The organism is Nocardia sp. NPDC050435 (assembly GCF_040655395.1).
Classification (GTDB): Bacteria; Actinomycetota; Actinomycetes; order Mycobacteriales; family Mycobacteriaceae; genus Nocardia.
Genome location: NZ_JBFAJW010000003.1, coordinates 291,683 through 304,841, shown reverse-complemented (window position 1 = coordinate 304,841; position 13,159 = coordinate 291,683). Strand labels below are relative to the sequence as shown.

The window sequence follows — 13,159 nt, the reverse complement described above, 5'->3', positions numbered from 1 at the left end:
ACAGCCCCCGCGGCTGGAGCTGCGGCGGCGGAGGCGGCGGCGCGCCGTAGACGTAGGGCGCCGGATGCGCACCGCTCGGATACGGACCGTAGGACCCGCTGGTCGGTTCGGGCGCGCCGTGCGGATCCGGATTCGGCTGAGGGTCCTGCGACTGCATATTTCGACCGTACCGTTTTCCCGCGCCGCGGTTCCCGCCCCGCGACCGGCACGGGTGCCCTGCCGAAGGCCGCTCGGACCGGCCTGACAGAATCCCTGCCATGCGCGTATACCTGGGTGCCGACCATGCCGGTTTCGAACTGAAGAATCACGTCAAGGCTCATCTGGAAAAGGCGGGCCACGAGGTCGTCGACTGCGGCGCTCTCGAATACGACGCCCTCGACGACTACCCGGCCTTCTGCATCGAGGCCGCGCGGCGCACCGTCGCCGATCCGGGCAGCCTGGGTCTGGTGTTCGGCGGCAGCGGCAACGGCGAGCAGATCGCGGCCAACAAAGTGCCCGGCGCCCGGTGCGCGCTCGCCTGGAGCGTGGAGACCGCGCAGCTGGCCCGTCAGCACAACAACGCGCAGCTGATCGGCGTCGGCGGCCGCATGCACTCCACCGAGGAGGCGCTGGCCATCGTCGACGCGTTCCTGGCCGCCGAGTGGTCCGACGAGGAGCGGCACCAGCGCCGCATCGACATTCTCGCCGAGTACGAGAAGTCCGGCGAGGCCCCCGCGGTGCCCGCCTACTGAGGCGCCGACGGCACACAGTTTCCGCGAAGTGGGGCATGACTAGCCGGTCATGCCCCGCTTCTCGTTTCGGATCGAAGGGAATCGGCAGTGCCGGAAGGGCATACGCTGCATCGGCTGGCCCGGTCACACCAGCGCGCGTTCGCGGGTGCGGTGGTGCGGGTGTCCAGCCCGCAGGGCAAATTCGCGACCGGAGCGGCCCGCGTCGACGGCCAGGTGCTCGTCCGCGCCGAGGCCTGGGGCAAGCATCTGCTGCACCGCTACGAGTCCGGACTGATCGTGCACGTGCACCTCGGGCTCTACGGCGCGTTCACCGAATCCGGTGTGCCCATGGGCGAACCCGTCGGCCAGGTCCGGATGCGTATGGTCGGCGCGGCCAGCGGCACCGACCTGCGCGGGCCGACGGCCTGCGAGCTCTACACCGCCGCCGAGGTGACGGCGCTGACCGAGCGGCTCGGCCCCGATCCGCTGCGTCGCGGCGCCGACCCGGACCGGGCCTGGCAGCGCATCCACCGCTCGCGCCGGCCGATCGGCGCGTTGCTGATGGATCAGAAGGTGCTCGCCGGGGTCGGCAACGTGTATCGCGCGGAACTGCTGTTCCGGCACGGCATCTCACCGCACCGGCCCGGCACCGCGCTCGGCGCCGACGAGTGGCAGGCGATGTGGACCGACCTGGTCGCGCTGATGAAAGTGGGTGTGCGCGTGGGGAAGATGGTCGTCGTGCGCCCCGAACACGATTTCGGCGAACCCTCCTACGCGCCGGATCGCCCGCGCACCTACGTCTATCGCCGCCAGGGCGCGCCCTGCCGCGTGTGCGGCAGCACGGTCCTGCACGCGGTGATGGACGCGCGAAACCTGTTCTGGTGCCCCACCTGTCAGCCGGACTGAGCCCGCGCGCTGTCGTGCGCCGCGCGGGCCGCGGTTACCGCGCCGGCGTGCGCGCGGATCCATTGCACGAACGGCTGCAGCGATTCGGCCAGACTGTGCCCCAGCGCCGTGAGTTCGTAGCTCACCCGCGGCGGCGTGGTGGGCTCCACGGTGCGCGTGACCAGACCGTCGCGTACCAGCATGCGCAATGTTTGCGACAGCATCTTGTCGCTGACCCCGTCGATCTTGTTCTGCAGCTCGAAGAACCGTAGGGACCGCTCGCGCAAAGTGTGCAGAATCTGTCCGGTCCAGCGGCCGGAGATGTCGACCACCTCCCACCAAGCGCACTCGGGGTGATATCCGTCACTCTCGGGTCCGAGATCGGGCTGCCGGACCTGTGGGCCTACCGCCATCTCGGCAGCTTACCTCCGGGTAGGTACTTACCGATGGTGAGCCGGGCTGCCTACGCTCCGGCCATGACGACAGTAGTGATCGGAGCCAGTGGAAACGTCGGCCGCCAGGTCGCGGCCGGCCTGAATGCCGTTGCCGCACAGGTGCGTCTGACCAGTCGCGATCCCCGCACCGCCGCGCTGCCACCCGGGGCCGAAACGGTCGCGGCCGACCTGGATCGCCCCGGAACGCTGCCCGCGGCGCTCGACGGTGCGCACAGCGTGTTCGTCTACGCCCGGCCCGACGGGCTGGACGGCTTCGTCGCGGCGGCCGAAGCCGCCGGGGTACGCCACGTCGTGCTCGTGTCCTCCCTGGCCGCCCTGGAGCCCGAGCCCGAACGGAATCCGATCGCCTGGACCCATTTCCGGTGCGAATCCGCGCTGCGCGACTCGGCGCTCGCGTGGACGTTCCTGCGGCCCGGCATGTTCGCCACCAACCTCGTGTGGTGGTGGCAGCGGTCCATCCGCGAGCAAGGGCGGGTGCACCTGCCCTATCCCGAGGCGCGGATCGCCGCGGTGCACGAAAAGGACTTGGCGGCACTGGCGGTGACCGCGCTCACCGTGCCCGGGCACGAGCGGACCGCGTACACCGTCACCGGGCCCGGGGCGATCACCATGCGCGAGCAGGTGGGGCACATCGCCGCGGCGATCGGGCGGGAGATCCGGGTGGTGGAATCGTCGATCGAGCAGGCGCGGGCCGAACTGGAGCGGACCGTGCCGCCCGCCGTGGCCGCCGCGATTCTGGCGGGCTGGAAGACCTCGACCGAGGTGGCGCCGCCGGTGTCGCACACGGTCGAAGAGGTGACCGGGCGCCCGGCCCAGACCTTCGCGGAGTGGGCCCGGGACCACGCGGCCGACTTCGGCCGCGGCTGACGTCAGCCGGCGACGGCGGCGTCTATCTCCGGTTCGTCGGAATCGGAGAAAGCGAACCGCCGGCCGCCGGCCGTCTTCGCCGAGTACATCGCGCGATCGGCGCGACGCAGGAGATCCGTGAAATCACAGGGCGCGCCCGGTGGGTTGTAGGCGGTGCCCACGCTGGCCGAGACCGGCACCGGCCCGGCCGAAGTCCACACCGGGTCGCGCAGGGCGGCCACGATCTGGTGGGCGATCCGGGCCAGGGTGCCGTACTCGCGGTCGACGGCGAGGACGAACTCGTCGCCGCCGTAGCGGCAGATCACCGTCTCCGGCGGGCACACCTCGCGCAGGCGGTTCGCCAGCTCCACCAGCACCTCGTCGCCCACCGCGTGCCCGTAGCCGTCGTTGATCTGCTTGAAGCGGTCCAGATCGATCAGGAGCAGGCCGACGCTGCCGGCCGGGTCGGCCGCCATGCGGCGCACCCGGTCCTGCAGCAGGGTGCGATTGGCCAGGTCGGTGAGCGCGTCGTGGGTGGCCTCGTGCCGCAGCCGGTGCTGCAGCGCGGCGATCTCCTGCACGCGCAGCGAGACCTTCGCGGAGATGTTCTGCTCCTGCTGAGCCAGCGCGCGCTCCTGCAGGGCCTGGGCGTAACTGTCGATGGCCTGGCTGGCCACGAACGGCCAGCGCGTCGCGACCAGCGACCCCGGCCGCCCCGCCGGGAAGCCGAGTAGCCAGCGGCTGGCCTGCGCCAGCATCCGGGTGCGCTCGAAGGGCGGTTCGGCCAGGCGGGCGCCCAGGGCGCGCGCGTCCAGCATCGGAAACGGCTCCGATTCGGCCAGGGAAAGCAGCCGATTGACGATATCGACTAGAACAGGTTCCAGGTCCTTCATCGTGGTGTGCGAGCCGGGTTCCGCGCACACGGCACGGGCCCAGGCACGCGCCATCTCCTTGACGGGGGGTGTCGATTCGAACATCGCACTCACCCGCCACGGATGGCGTCGGTAGCAGGGCGCAGCGCACCCAGCCAGTAGCCGGCCTCACCTCTACTGCCACGCGGTTCGGTCCACCAAGCACGGCGCACGCTCACCGCCCCCTTTCCAGATACCCCCGTCCGGCAAAAAGGATCCTAGCAAGCCACCCGGCCCCGAAAAACGGCGTTTTACAACGAGTTTCCGTTGCCTCGCGAATGGCGATCGGGTATGACATCGCTCCAGGCCGCAAAGCGTTACACCTAATTTCGGTTCGCTGGAGAGTCGCGGACTGACACGCCGGAAGTGTGCCGGGACCGGCCCCCGGGCGCCCGGCGACAGGCCCGGCCGGGGCGATTGGCGTTTCCGCGCGGACATTCGGTACAGTCGTTGCGCACACGACATCTGGCGATCCCATCGATGTCGTATGCCTCGCGGGTGTAGTTCAATGGTAGAACCTCAGCCTTCCAAGCTGATGGTGCGGGTTCGATTCCCGTCACCCGCTCTTCCAGGGGGATCATTCGTCCACGGGCCCACAGTCGGCCGTGGCCAACGGGGTGTAGCGCAGCTTGGTAGCGCATCCGCTTTGGGAGCGGAGGGTCGCAGGTTCAAATCCTGTCACCCCGACAGAGAAATCCCGGTCAGCAGCTTGTTGACCTGGGCTGTCGCCACCCATTCCACCGAACCGTGCAGCCGCACCGTGTTGTCGACGCAGTGGGCGAGGAAGGCGGCGTCGAGGGGGCGGTCGCCGGGCAGCAGGCGGAAATACATTGGCGCGCAGAGCGTTTCGACGACCTCGGGCGGGTCGGCGTTCGAAGGTAGTTCGCCGCGGCGATGGCCCGGCCGATCACGGGTTCAGCCTGCTCGAAGCGGTGGTTCCAGAAGTGGCGGCGGGCCTCGGCGACCAGCGCCGTGCGGGCACCCCAGCGACGGTAGACCGTGGTCACCGCCCACGCCGGCTCGCTCGGCGACCTCGTTGATGCTCAGGCCCTCGATGCCGTGCTCGGCGACCTGAGCGATGGTCGCGCTCACGATGGCCTGGCGCACGCGGGCCGAGCGGCTTTCCACGACCATCGAGATCCGCGCGAGCATCGGCAGCCGCGATCAGGTTCGCGCATGGGAAGCACGCCGCGCCGATGCCGTGCTCGAGAAGCTGGCCTCCTATTCGGGGCCACGCGCCTGGGTGGAACTCCTGCCGGAGCACACGCTCGCCACGCTGCGGGCGGCACCGGCCGGCGTGCGGCGTGCCGCATCGGCAGTCGAGTTCGGCAACCGGCTGATCGCGGGCGCTCGCAGCGCGGCAACCGGCTAGGTCCCGGCGATATCGGCACACACCCGCTCGATCGCCGCGTCCACCGACCACCCGGCGTCGAATCGCACTTCGGACACGAAATCGAGGGCGTCCCAGCCTCGATACCAGGCCGACATCTCCTCGGGCCCGAACGCGATGGCTTGCGGCCTGGTCGCGTGCCGTCGGACCGTCTCCTCGAACGACAGATCGTAGGCATAGAAGAAGCTGCGTGCGGCGGTCGCGGACAAGCGGCCCAGCATCGGACCGTACGTGGACGCGCGCAAGATCCCTTCGACGATGACGACGCACCCTTCGGCCAGGCAGAACGCGGCGATGTGCTCGATCAGGGCGATATTGACGCCGTGCGGCCTGTCTTGCTCGCGCAGGATCTGGCGTCTGACAACGTCTTGCGGCACGACGGCGACCGTGGCGCGGTCGAAACGGCGCTGCACGGCGTGCGCGACTGTCGATTTGCCCGAACCCGAATTACCCCGCAGGACAATCAGTGTCGACATGGCTCACAACATAGGCAGGCGCTATGCCCGCCCGCACGCCACGGCGGAAGGTGTGTCCGAACCTGCGGAGTGGGACATACGACCACGTCAGAACCAGGGAGCCTGAACGAAGGTCAGGGTGCCGCGCTTGCGCAGGGTGAAACCGAGCGCCCGGTACAGACTGATCGCGGTGGTGTTGCCGGCGAGCGCATGCAGAAAGGGAATTTCGCCGCGGTCCCGGATTCCGGCACCGACGGCGCGAATCAGCCGGGTGGCCAGGCCCTGGCCGCGGTGGGCAGGATCGGTGCACACGGCGCTGATTTCGGTCCAGCCCGGCGGATGCAGGCGCTCCCCCGCCATCGCGACGAGCGCGCCGTCGACGCGCAGCCCCAGGTATGTGCCCATCTCGATGGTGCGCGGGGCGTAGGGCCCGGGTTCGGTGCGGGCGATCAGCTCCAGGATCTCGGGCAGCGCCGCGGGCGTCAGCACCTCGAGCTCCGGATCGGGAGCCACTCGCAGTGCGCTGCCGTCCATTTGCACCGTGCCGACGTGATCCAGCACCGTCCAGCCCGCGGGCGGCACGTGGCGGGCGCCGCGCAAACCGGTGGTGCCGCCGGGGCCGAGCAGGGCGGCCAAGTCGACCCAGTCCCGATCGTCGAGGGCCGGCGGATGTCCGACGAACCGCGCGACCTCCGGCTGGTAGCGCACGATCCGGCCCGACCACTCGGCGAACCGGCGGTGCTCACCGCGCAGAGAGGTGCGCACCGGGTCGTCGAGGGGATGCGTCACGAGGTCCGCCTCGATCGTCACCACAGTCTCCTCCCGTTCCGACCGGGAACGCTAGCCCGGCCCGGCCCGGACGGGCACCGGTTGCGCTCACCCGGATTCCTGCTGCCCCAGCGTATTTCCTCCTGCTCACGCTGAGCACAATCGTTGACCGGCCCCGGCTCGGCGGACAGTCTTGCTCCGTGAGACGACGGTTGAAAACGGTTACGGGCGTCAGCGGTTCCACGGACGTCTATACCGCGGCACTGGATCCGCACCGCTCGACGCTGGAGTCGTCGATCGAGATCGCGAAACTCGCCGAGGCCAACGGGTTCGACGCGCTGTTCGCCGCCGACCTGCTGAGTTTCGGGGCCCAGGGCGCGATCGGCGCGCAGGAGCCGCTGATCTTCCTGGCGGCGCTCAGCGCGGTGACCGAGCGGATCGGCCTGATCGCCACGGTCACCACCACCTTCCACCACCCCTACAATCTCGCGCGGCTCTTCGGCACCCTGGACCACGTCAGCAACGGCCGCTCGGCCTGGAACGCGGTGACTTCCGCACTCGGCGAAGAGAACTACGGCGGTGCGGATCTGCCGAGCCCGGAACAGCGCTACGCCCGCGCGACCGAGGCGCTCGAGGTGGTCAACGCCCTGTTCGACAGCTGGCAGCCCGACTCCCTGACCCGCGACGAGCACGGCGCGGTGACGCTGCACCCGGATCGGGTGCGACCCATCGATCACTCCGGCGAATTCTTCACCGTGCGCGGCCCGCTCAACATTCCGCCGCTGCCGCAGCGCCGCCCGGTGCAGTTCCAGGCCGGGCAATCCGAGGCGGGCGTCGAACTCGGGGCGCGTTTCGCCGAGGTCGTCTTCACCTCGCTGCCGACCCTGGCCGACGCCGAGATCTACACCGCGAAGATCCGCGCGCGGGCAGCCGAACTGGGGCGTGCGCCCGAATTACCGCTGATCATGAGCTCGTTCCACGCCACCTACGGCTCCTCCGAAGCCGAAGTCGCGCAGCTGGTCCGCGAGCAACACGAGGCCACCGACTTCGACGCCGGTCGCCTGGCGCTGGCCGACATGCTCGGCGGCGACGTCGACCTCTCGGACCTGCCCCTGGACAAGCCCATCCCCGAGCACCTGCTGCCCGACCTGTCCACGGTGCGCCGCCGCCGCGGCCGCGTCGAGATCTTCAGCGGCTTCGCGCGGCAGGGCAAAACCCTGCGCGAGTTGATCATCGCCGCCAAGGACACCGGCCACTGGGCCGCGGCCGGCACCCCGGAGCAACTCGCCGACGCCATCGCCGAACGCTACGACGCGGGCGCGCTCGACGTCATCTCCCTGGGCGGTCTCGCCGACCCCCGCACCCGCGACTTCCTGCTCAACGGCCTGCTCCCGGAACTGCGCCGGCGCGACATCGTCGCCGCGGAGCCGGTCGGCGGCACGTTCCGCGAACGCCTGGAGCTCCCGCCGCTGCCTTGAGCGGCAGGCTGTCGGCCGCCGCGGCCCGGCCGATACCCCGCGCGGGCTTGTCGGCGGGCTGGGGCAGACTGCACGGCGTGGCAGAGACATTCAGCGCGGGGGTTCTGTTGTTCCGGCGGGGCGCGGCGGGCCCGGAGGTGCTGCTCGCCCACATGGGCGGGCCGTTCTGGGCCCGCAAAGACCTTGGCGCGTGGTCGCTTCCGAAGGGCGAATACCTGCCCGACCAGGAGGACGCGCAGGCGGCCGCCCGGCGGGAGTTCACCGAGGAACTGGGGGTCGCGGCGCCCGACGGCGAGTGGGTGGAGCTCGGCACGGTCTCCTACGGCAGTGGCGCGAAGCGGAAGACGGTCGTCGCCTGGGCGGTCGAGGCCGACCTGGAGCCGGATTCCATCGTGCCGGGCACCTTCGAGATGGAATGGCCGCCGCGGTCCGGGAAACGAGCCGAGTTCCCGGAGATCGATCGGGTCGAATGGTTCGATCTGGAGACGGCGGCGGAGAAGCTGACCAAGGGCCAGCAGCCCTTTCCGGGGCGGCTGGCCGAGCTGCTCGGCTAGGCCCAGGTGCGGCCGGTGATGAGTTCGTAGGCCTCGACATACTTGCGGCGGGTGGCCGCGACGATGTCGGCGGGGATCTCCGGGCCGGGGGGCTCCTTGTCCCAGCCGGTGGAGGTGGACCAGTCGCGGACGAACTGCTTGTCGAAGGAGGGCTGGGCCCGGCCGGGGGCCCACTGGTCGGCGGGCCAGAAGCGGGAGGAATCCGAGGTGAGGACCTCGTCGCCGAGGGTGAGAACGTCACCGTCCCAGCCGAATTCGACTTTGGTGTCGGCGACGATGACGCCGCGCGAGGCGGCGTGCTCGGCACCCCGGCGGTAGATCGACAGCGTCAGTTCGCGCAACCGCTCGGCGACCTCGCGGCCCTCCTGCCGGATCACGTCGTCGAAGGTGATGGCTTCGTCGTGGCCCTCGGAAGCCTTGGTGGTGGGCGTGAAGATCGGCTCGGGCAGCTTGTCGCCGTCGCGCAAGCCGGGCGGCAGCGAGATGCCGGAGACCGCGCCGGTGGCCTGGTATTCCTTCAGGCCGCCGCCGGTGAGGTAGCCCCGGGCGATGCACTCGACGGCCACCATCTTCAACGGCTTGACCCGGATGGCGCGGCCCGCGAACTCGGCGGGCACGTCGGTGGTGGAGAGCACGTGGTTGGGCACGTCGGCGAAGAACTCGAACCACCAGTTCGACAGCTGGGTCAGCAGTGCGCCCTTGTCCGGAATGGGGGTGGGCAGCGCGACGTCGTAGACCGAGACCCGGTCCGAGGCCACGAGCAGCAGGGTCTCGCCGTCCTCGTACAGGTCGCGCACCTTACCGGCGTGCACATGCTTCAACGTCGAGCCTCCGAATCGTGGGGGGTGGTCTGAGCTGCACAATACCGGCGCGGAAAAACTCACCGGAGCGCGGCGGTCGGGAGGATTAGGGTGGTGAGCAGAAACTTCCGCAGTGCCCGTTCTTCGACTCCGAAGGAGCCACATGTCCGCACCCAACCTCACACGCGAACAGGCGATCGAACGCGCCTCGACGGTGCAAGTCGAGAACTACCGCATCGAACTCGACCTGACCGACGGGGCGGGTAAACCGGGCGAGCGCACCTTCTTCTCCCGCAGCACAGTCACTTTCACCGCGCAGGCCGGGGCGAGCACCTATATCGACATCGTGGCGGCCGGCGTGCGCTCGGCGGTGCTGAACGGCACGGCGCTCGACGTCTCGGCCTACGACGAGGAGAAGGGCATCGCCCTGTCCGGCCTGGCCGAGCGCAACGAGCTGGTGGTCGAGGCCGATTGCGAATACTCCAACACCGGTGAGGGCCTGCATCGCTTCGTCGATCCCACCGACGACGCGGTCTACCTGTACTCCCAGTTCGAAACCGCCGACGCCAAGCGCATGTTCGCCTGCTTCGACCAGCCGGACCTGAAGGCCACCTTCGACATCAGCGTCACCGCGGCGCCGGAGTGGAAGGTCATCTCCAACGGCGCGGCCGTCGACAGCCTGATCGCCGAGCCCGGCAAGCATGTGTTCAAGACCACGCCGCGGATGAGCACCTACATCGTCGCGCTCATCGCGGGCCCCTACGCGGAGTGGACGGACGAGTACGCCGACGAGCACGGCGCCATCCCGCTGGGCATCTACTGCCGCGCCTCGCTGGCCGAGCACATGGACGCCGAGCGCCTGTTCACCGAGACCAAGCAGGGATTCGGCTTCTACCACAAGAACTTCGGCGTCCCCTACGCCTTCGGCAAGTACGACCAGCTGTTCGTCCCGGAGTTCAACGCGGGCGCGATGGAGAACGCGGGCGCGGTCACCTTCCTGGAGGATTACGTCTTCCGGTCCAAGGTGACCAGAGCCTCCTACGAGCGCCGCGCCGAGACGGTGCTGCACGAGATGGCGCACATGTGGTTCGGCGACCTGGTCACCATGAAGTGGTGGGACGACCTGTGGCTGAACGAGTCGTTCGCGACCTTCGCCTCGGTGCTCTGCCAGTCCGAGGCCACCGAGTACAAGAGCGCGTGGACGACGTTCGCGAACGTGGAGAAGTCCTGGGCCTACCGCCAGGATCAGCTGCCCTCCACGCACCCGATCGCCGCCGACATCCCCGACCTGCACGCGGTCGAGGTGAATTTCGACGGCATCACCTACGCCAAGGGCGCCTCGGTGCTCAAGCAGCTCGTCGCCTACGTCGGCCTGGAGCCGTTCCTGGCGGGCCTGCGCGCCTACTTCGCCGAGCACGCCTACGGCAACGCCACCTTCGACGACCTGCTCTCCGCGCTGGAGGAATCCTCGGGCCGCGACCTGTCCGACTGGGGCGCGCAGTGGCTCAAGACCACCGGCCTGAACATCCTGCGCCCGGATTTCGAGGTCGACGACGCGGGCAACTTCACGAAGTTCGCGGTGGTTCAGGAGGGCGCGGCGCCGGGCGCGGGTGAGCGCCGGGTGCACCGCCTGGCCGTCGGCGTCTACGACGATCAAGGCGGAAAGCTGGTCCGCACCAAGCGGGTCGAGCTGGATCTCCAGGCGGCGGAACGCACCGAGGTGCCGGATCTGGTCGGCACCCCGAGCGGAAAGTTCGTGCTGGTCAACGACGACGACCTGACCTACTGCTCGGTCCGCCTGGATCCGGAGTCGCTGGACGTGCTGGTCAACCGGATCGGCGATATCGCCGAACCGCTCCCGCGCACCCTGGCCTGGTCGGCCGCGTGGGAGATGACGCGTCAGGCCGAGATGCGGGCCCGTGATTTCGTCGCGCTGGTGCAGCGCGGCGTCGGCGCGGAATCCGAGATCGGTGTGGTGCAGCGGCTGCTCATGCAGGCGCACACCTCGATCGCCAGCTACGCCGACCCGGCCTGGGCGGCCGGCACCGGCTGGCCCGAATTCACCGACAAGCTGCTGGAACTCGCGCGCGCCGCCGAGGCGGGTTCGGATCATCAGCTGGCCTTCGTCAACGCGCTGACGGGCGCGAAGCTGGAGCAGCGGCACACCGACGTGCTGCGCACCCTGCTCGACGGCCCCCCGGCCGACGCGGGCCTGCCCGGCCTGACGGTGGACACCGATCTGCGCTGGCGCGTGGTCACGGCGCTGGCCGCCGCGGGCGTGATCGATGCCGAGGGTCTGGAAACCCCGTTCATCGACGCCGAATTGCAGCGCGATCCCACCGCGGCGGGCAAACGGCAGGCGGCCGCCGCCGCGACGGCGCGCCCGCAGGCCGCGGTGAAGGAGCAGGCCTGGGCGAAGGTGATGGGCGACGATTCCCTGCCCAACATCACCGCCCGCTCCATCGTCGGCGGCTTCGCGCCCGCCGGGCAGGGCGATCTCCTGCTCGGGTTCACCGACCGCTACTTCTCCGATGTCCCCGGCGTCTGGGAGCGGCGTTCCAGCGAGGTCGCGCAGACGGTCGTCGTCGGCCTGTACCCGGCCTGGGACATCAGCCAGGATGCGGTCGCCAAGGCCGACAAGTTCCTCGCCGACAACCACCCCCCGGCCCTGCGCCGCCTGGTGACCGAGGGCAAGGCCGGCATCGAACGCTCGCTGCGCGCACGAGCTTTCGACGCACAGTGAGTTCCCGGTCGGGGGCCTGCTCACTGCGGCACGCCCCCGACCGGACCGCTGGCTGATGGACTGGACACATCGCCGCGCCCGCACGACGCCACCGACCGGTCCGCGTGCTGGCCGAGTCGCCAGCCCCGCCGAACCCGCGCGACGCCCACGGCCGTGCGACTGTCGTGCCGACGGTGCAGGTTCGTTCACCAACCGCCAGTGGGGCCAGCGAGCAGCCAGGTAGTGCCGAGCGCCGAACTCCGCTGCGCGACAACAGATCCAGGTCGCGGACTCTGTTGCGCGGCAAACGGTTCCGAGCCGTGCAGCCCGCTCAGCGGCCGCCGTTCCGGAATTCGTCGGCGTGGTCCCGGGCCCACTGGGCGAAGGTGGTGGCTGGGGCGCCGGTGAGGTCGGCGATGGTGGTGGTTGCCTGTTGGGGGTGCTGTTCCATGGCCGCCATGCCGTCCAGGTACCACTCGGCGTACTCCCCCATGCTCGGGGTGAGCTGCCGGATGCCTTCCTCGCGGGAGATCGGGACCACCTCGAGCTTGCGGTCGAGTGCCGCGCCGATCTGCTGGAGCTTTTCCGCGCGAGTGAGGGTTTCCGGGCCGGTCAGGTTGTAGGTCTGGCCCTCGTGCCCGGATCCGAGGAGCACGACGGCCGCGACGACGGCGATGTCGGCCATGGCGATCGGTGCGTTGGCGGCGGCGGGGTACGGCTCCTGGATCCGGTCGCCGGCCTGGATCGCTTCCGCCCACATGGTGGCGTTTTCCATGAACTCCCCGGTGTACAGGTGCGTCCACGCACAGCCGGACTGCTCCACGGCCTGCGCGATCGGCTGCCAATCGGTCGACTCGTCGCCGGAGAGGTCGACGATCTGGGCGATCCCGGCCGCCCGGGCCAGCCGCACCGTCTCCGTCACCGTGGGCAGGTACGGCGCCAGATACAACCGCTCCACGCCCTCGAACGCCGCCGGAAGTGAGTCCGGCCGTCCGAGAAAGCCTTCCGCCACTTCGACTTCCGGCGGCAGCGCCGCCTTCTTCGGATTGTTGGTCAGCGCCCGCACATCCTCGGCTCCGCGCGCCAGCAATTCGTCCACGACCTTGCGCCCGATGTTCCCCGTTGCCCCGGTGACAAGAATTTTCATCTCCCCAACGTGCCCAGATTTCCCGGTCTCGACAACCC

Annotated in this window: 14 protein-coding genes, 2 tRNA genes and 1 pseudogene; 9 read left to right on the top strand and 8 right to left on the bottom strand. The window is 69.8% G+C overall.

From position 1 onward, the window contains the following. The first annotated feature begins 257 nt into the window (after window positions 1–257). Both AB0I43_RS09880 and AB0I43_RS09875 read left to right on the top strand, forming a co-directional pair. Window positions 258–731, top strand: coding sequence for a ribose-5-phosphate isomerase (locus AB0I43_RS09880; protein WP_356971117.1), 474 nt, complete (start codon window positions 258–260; stop codon window positions 729–731). 87 nt (window positions 732–818) lie between these two features. After that, window positions 819–1,616, top strand: a complete 798-nt coding sequence (locus tag AB0I43_RS09875) for a DNA-formamidopyrimidine glycosylase family protein (RefSeq protein WP_356971119.1) — start codon at window positions 819–821, stop codon at window positions 1,614–1,616. On the opposite strand, the gene AB0I43_RS09870 is transcribed toward AB0I43_RS09875, so the two are convergent. Then, the gene (locus AB0I43_RS09870) at window positions 1,604–2,008 is read right to left on the bottom strand and encodes a helix-turn-helix domain-containing protein (protein ID WP_356971121.1); all 405 of its coding nucleotides are present in this window, start codon (window positions 2,006–2,008) and stop codon (window positions 1,604–1,606) included. The genes AB0I43_RS09875 and AB0I43_RS09870 overlap by 13 nt on opposite strands. A gap of 63 nt (window positions 2,009–2,071) precedes the next feature. Between AB0I43_RS09870 and AB0I43_RS09865 the strand changes: the two genes are divergently transcribed. Further along, entirely contained in the window at window positions 2,072–2,917 is an 846-nt protein-coding gene (locus AB0I43_RS09865; protein WP_356971123.1) for an NAD(P)H-binding protein, read from the top strand. A gap of 2 nt (window positions 2,918–2,919) precedes the next feature. Here AB0I43_RS09865 and AB0I43_RS09860 read toward each other — a convergent pair whose 3' ends face one another. Continuing rightward, window positions 2,920–3,873, bottom strand: coding sequence for a GGDEF domain-containing protein (locus tag AB0I43_RS09860; protein WP_356971125.1), 954 nt, complete (start codon window positions 3,871–3,873; stop codon window positions 2,920–2,922). 428 nt (window positions 3,874–4,301) lie between these two features. On the opposite strand from AB0I43_RS09860, the gene AB0I43_RS09855 reads away from it, so the two are divergent. Beyond that, a tRNA-Gly gene (locus AB0I43_RS09855) sits at window positions 4,302–4,372 on the top strand. 48 nt (window positions 4,373–4,420) lie between these two features. After that, window positions 4,421–4,494: transfer RNA gene (locus tag AB0I43_RS09850), tRNA-Pro, on the top strand. On the opposite strand, the pseudogene AB0I43_RS09845 reads toward AB0I43_RS09850, so the two are convergent. Then, window positions 4,486–4,695, bottom strand: a pseudogene (locus AB0I43_RS09845) (TetR-like C-terminal domain-containing protein); the annotation flags it as partial. The gene AB0I43_RS09850 and the pseudogene AB0I43_RS09845 sit on opposite strands and share 9 nt — an antisense overlap. A gap of 27 nt (window positions 4,696–4,722) precedes the next feature. Then, window positions 4,723–4,941 carry a TetR family transcriptional regulator gene (locus tag AB0I43_RS09840; RefSeq protein WP_357431685.1) on the bottom strand — a complete coding sequence of 73 codons (219 nt, stop codon included), beginning with the start codon at window positions 4,939–4,941 and terminating at the stop codon, window positions 4,723–4,725. Between AB0I43_RS09840 and AB0I43_RS09835 the strand changes: the two genes are divergently transcribed. Further along, complete coding sequence (locus AB0I43_RS09835; protein WP_356971451.1) at window positions 4,886–5,179, top strand: hypothetical protein; 294 nt, start codon at window positions 4,886–4,888, stop codon at window positions 5,177–5,179. The two genes, AB0I43_RS09840 and AB0I43_RS09835, sit on opposite strands and share 56 nt — an antisense overlap. On the opposite strand, the gene AB0I43_RS09830 is transcribed toward AB0I43_RS09835, so the two are convergent. Further along, window positions 5,176–5,673 carry an AAA family ATPase gene (locus AB0I43_RS09830; protein ID WP_356971129.1) on the bottom strand — a complete coding sequence of 166 codons (498 nt, stop codon included), beginning with the start codon at window positions 5,671–5,673 and terminating at the stop codon, window positions 5,176–5,178. The two genes, AB0I43_RS09835 and AB0I43_RS09830, sit on opposite strands and share 4 nt — an antisense overlap. 87 nt (window positions 5,674–5,760) lie before the next feature. Next, window positions 5,761–6,465 (bottom strand): GNAT family N-acetyltransferase, encoded by a 705-nt coding sequence (locus tag AB0I43_RS09825; protein WP_356971131.1) that lies wholly within the window; start codon window positions 6,463–6,465, stop codon window positions 5,761–5,763. A 155-nt stretch (window positions 6,466–6,620) separates the two neighbouring features. Between AB0I43_RS09825 and AB0I43_RS09820 the strand changes: the two genes are divergently transcribed. Together AB0I43_RS09820 and AB0I43_RS09815 are read left to right on the top strand one after the other, a co-directional pair. Continuing rightward, window positions 6,621–7,898: an NtaA/DmoA family FMN-dependent monooxygenase gene (locus AB0I43_RS09820; protein WP_356971133.1), complete on the top strand. Its 1,278-nt coding sequence runs from the start codon at window positions 6,621–6,623 to the stop codon at window positions 7,896–7,898. Between the two features lie 77 nt (window positions 7,899–7,975). Beyond that, complete coding sequence (locus tag AB0I43_RS09815; RefSeq protein ID WP_356971135.1) at window positions 7,976–8,452, top strand: NUDIX domain-containing protein; 477 nt, start codon at window positions 7,976–7,978, stop codon at window positions 8,450–8,452. Here AB0I43_RS09815 and AB0I43_RS09810 read toward each other — a convergent pair. Further along, a complete protein-coding gene (locus AB0I43_RS09810) occupies window positions 8,449–9,273 on the bottom strand; it encodes a phosphoribosylaminoimidazolesuccinocarboxamide synthase (protein ID WP_356971137.1) in 825 nt (274 codons plus the stop codon). The two genes, AB0I43_RS09815 and AB0I43_RS09810, sit on opposite strands and share 4 nt — an antisense overlap. A gap of 142 nt (window positions 9,274–9,415) precedes the next feature. On the opposite strand from AB0I43_RS09810, the gene pepN reads away from it, so the two are divergent. After that, complete coding sequence (gene pepN / locus AB0I43_RS09805; RefSeq protein WP_356971138.1) at window positions 9,416–11,995, top strand: aminopeptidase N; 2,580 nt, start codon at window positions 9,416–9,418, stop codon at window positions 11,993–11,995. Window positions 11,996–12,305: 310 nt separating this feature from the next. Here the strand turns inward: pepN and AB0I43_RS09800 are convergent, their stop codons facing one another. Continuing rightward, on the bottom strand, window positions 12,306–13,121 hold the full coding sequence (locus tag AB0I43_RS09800) for an NAD(P)H-binding protein (protein WP_356971140.1): 816 nt from the start codon (window positions 13,119–13,121) through the stop codon (window positions 12,306–12,308). Window positions 13,122–13,159 lie beyond the last annotated feature (38 nt).

Bases quoted from the DNA above. Each gene is read 5' to 3' on its own strand.
- AB0I43_RS09880 (WP_356971117.1), top strand. From the start codon at position 258: ATGCGCGTATACCTGGGTGCCGACCATGCCGGTTTCGAACTGAAGAAT.
- AB0I43_RS09870 (WP_356971121.1), bottom strand. From the start codon at position 2,008: ATGGCGGTAGGCCCACAGGTCCGGCAGCCCGATCTCGGACCCGAGAGT.
- AB0I43_RS09865 (WP_356971123.1), top strand. From the start codon at position 2,072: ATGACGACAGTAGTGATCGGAGCCAGTGGAAACGTCGGCCGCCAGGTC.
- AB0I43_RS09860 (WP_356971125.1), bottom strand. From the start codon at position 3,873: ATGTTCGAATCGACACCCCCCGTCAAGGAGATGGCGCGTGCCTGGGCC.
- AB0I43_RS09835 (WP_356971451.1), top strand. From the start codon at position 4,886: ATGGTCGCGCTCACGATGGCCTGGCGCACGCGGGCCGAGCGGCTTTCC.
- AB0I43_RS09840 (WP_357431685.1), bottom strand. From the start codon at position 4,941: ATGGTCGTGGAAAGCCGCTCGGCCCGCGTGCGCCAGGCCATCGTGAGC.
- AB0I43_RS09830 (WP_356971129.1), bottom strand. From the start codon at position 5,673: ATGTCGACACTGATTGTCCTGCGGGGTAATTCGGGTTCGGGCAAATCG.
- pepN (WP_356971138.1), top strand. From the start codon at position 9,416: ATGTCCGCACCCAACCTCACACGCGAACAGGCGATCGAACGCGCCTCG.
- AB0I43_RS09800 (WP_356971140.1), bottom strand. From the start codon at position 13,121: ATGAAAATTCTTGTCACCGGGGCAACGGGGAACATCGGGCGCAAGGTC.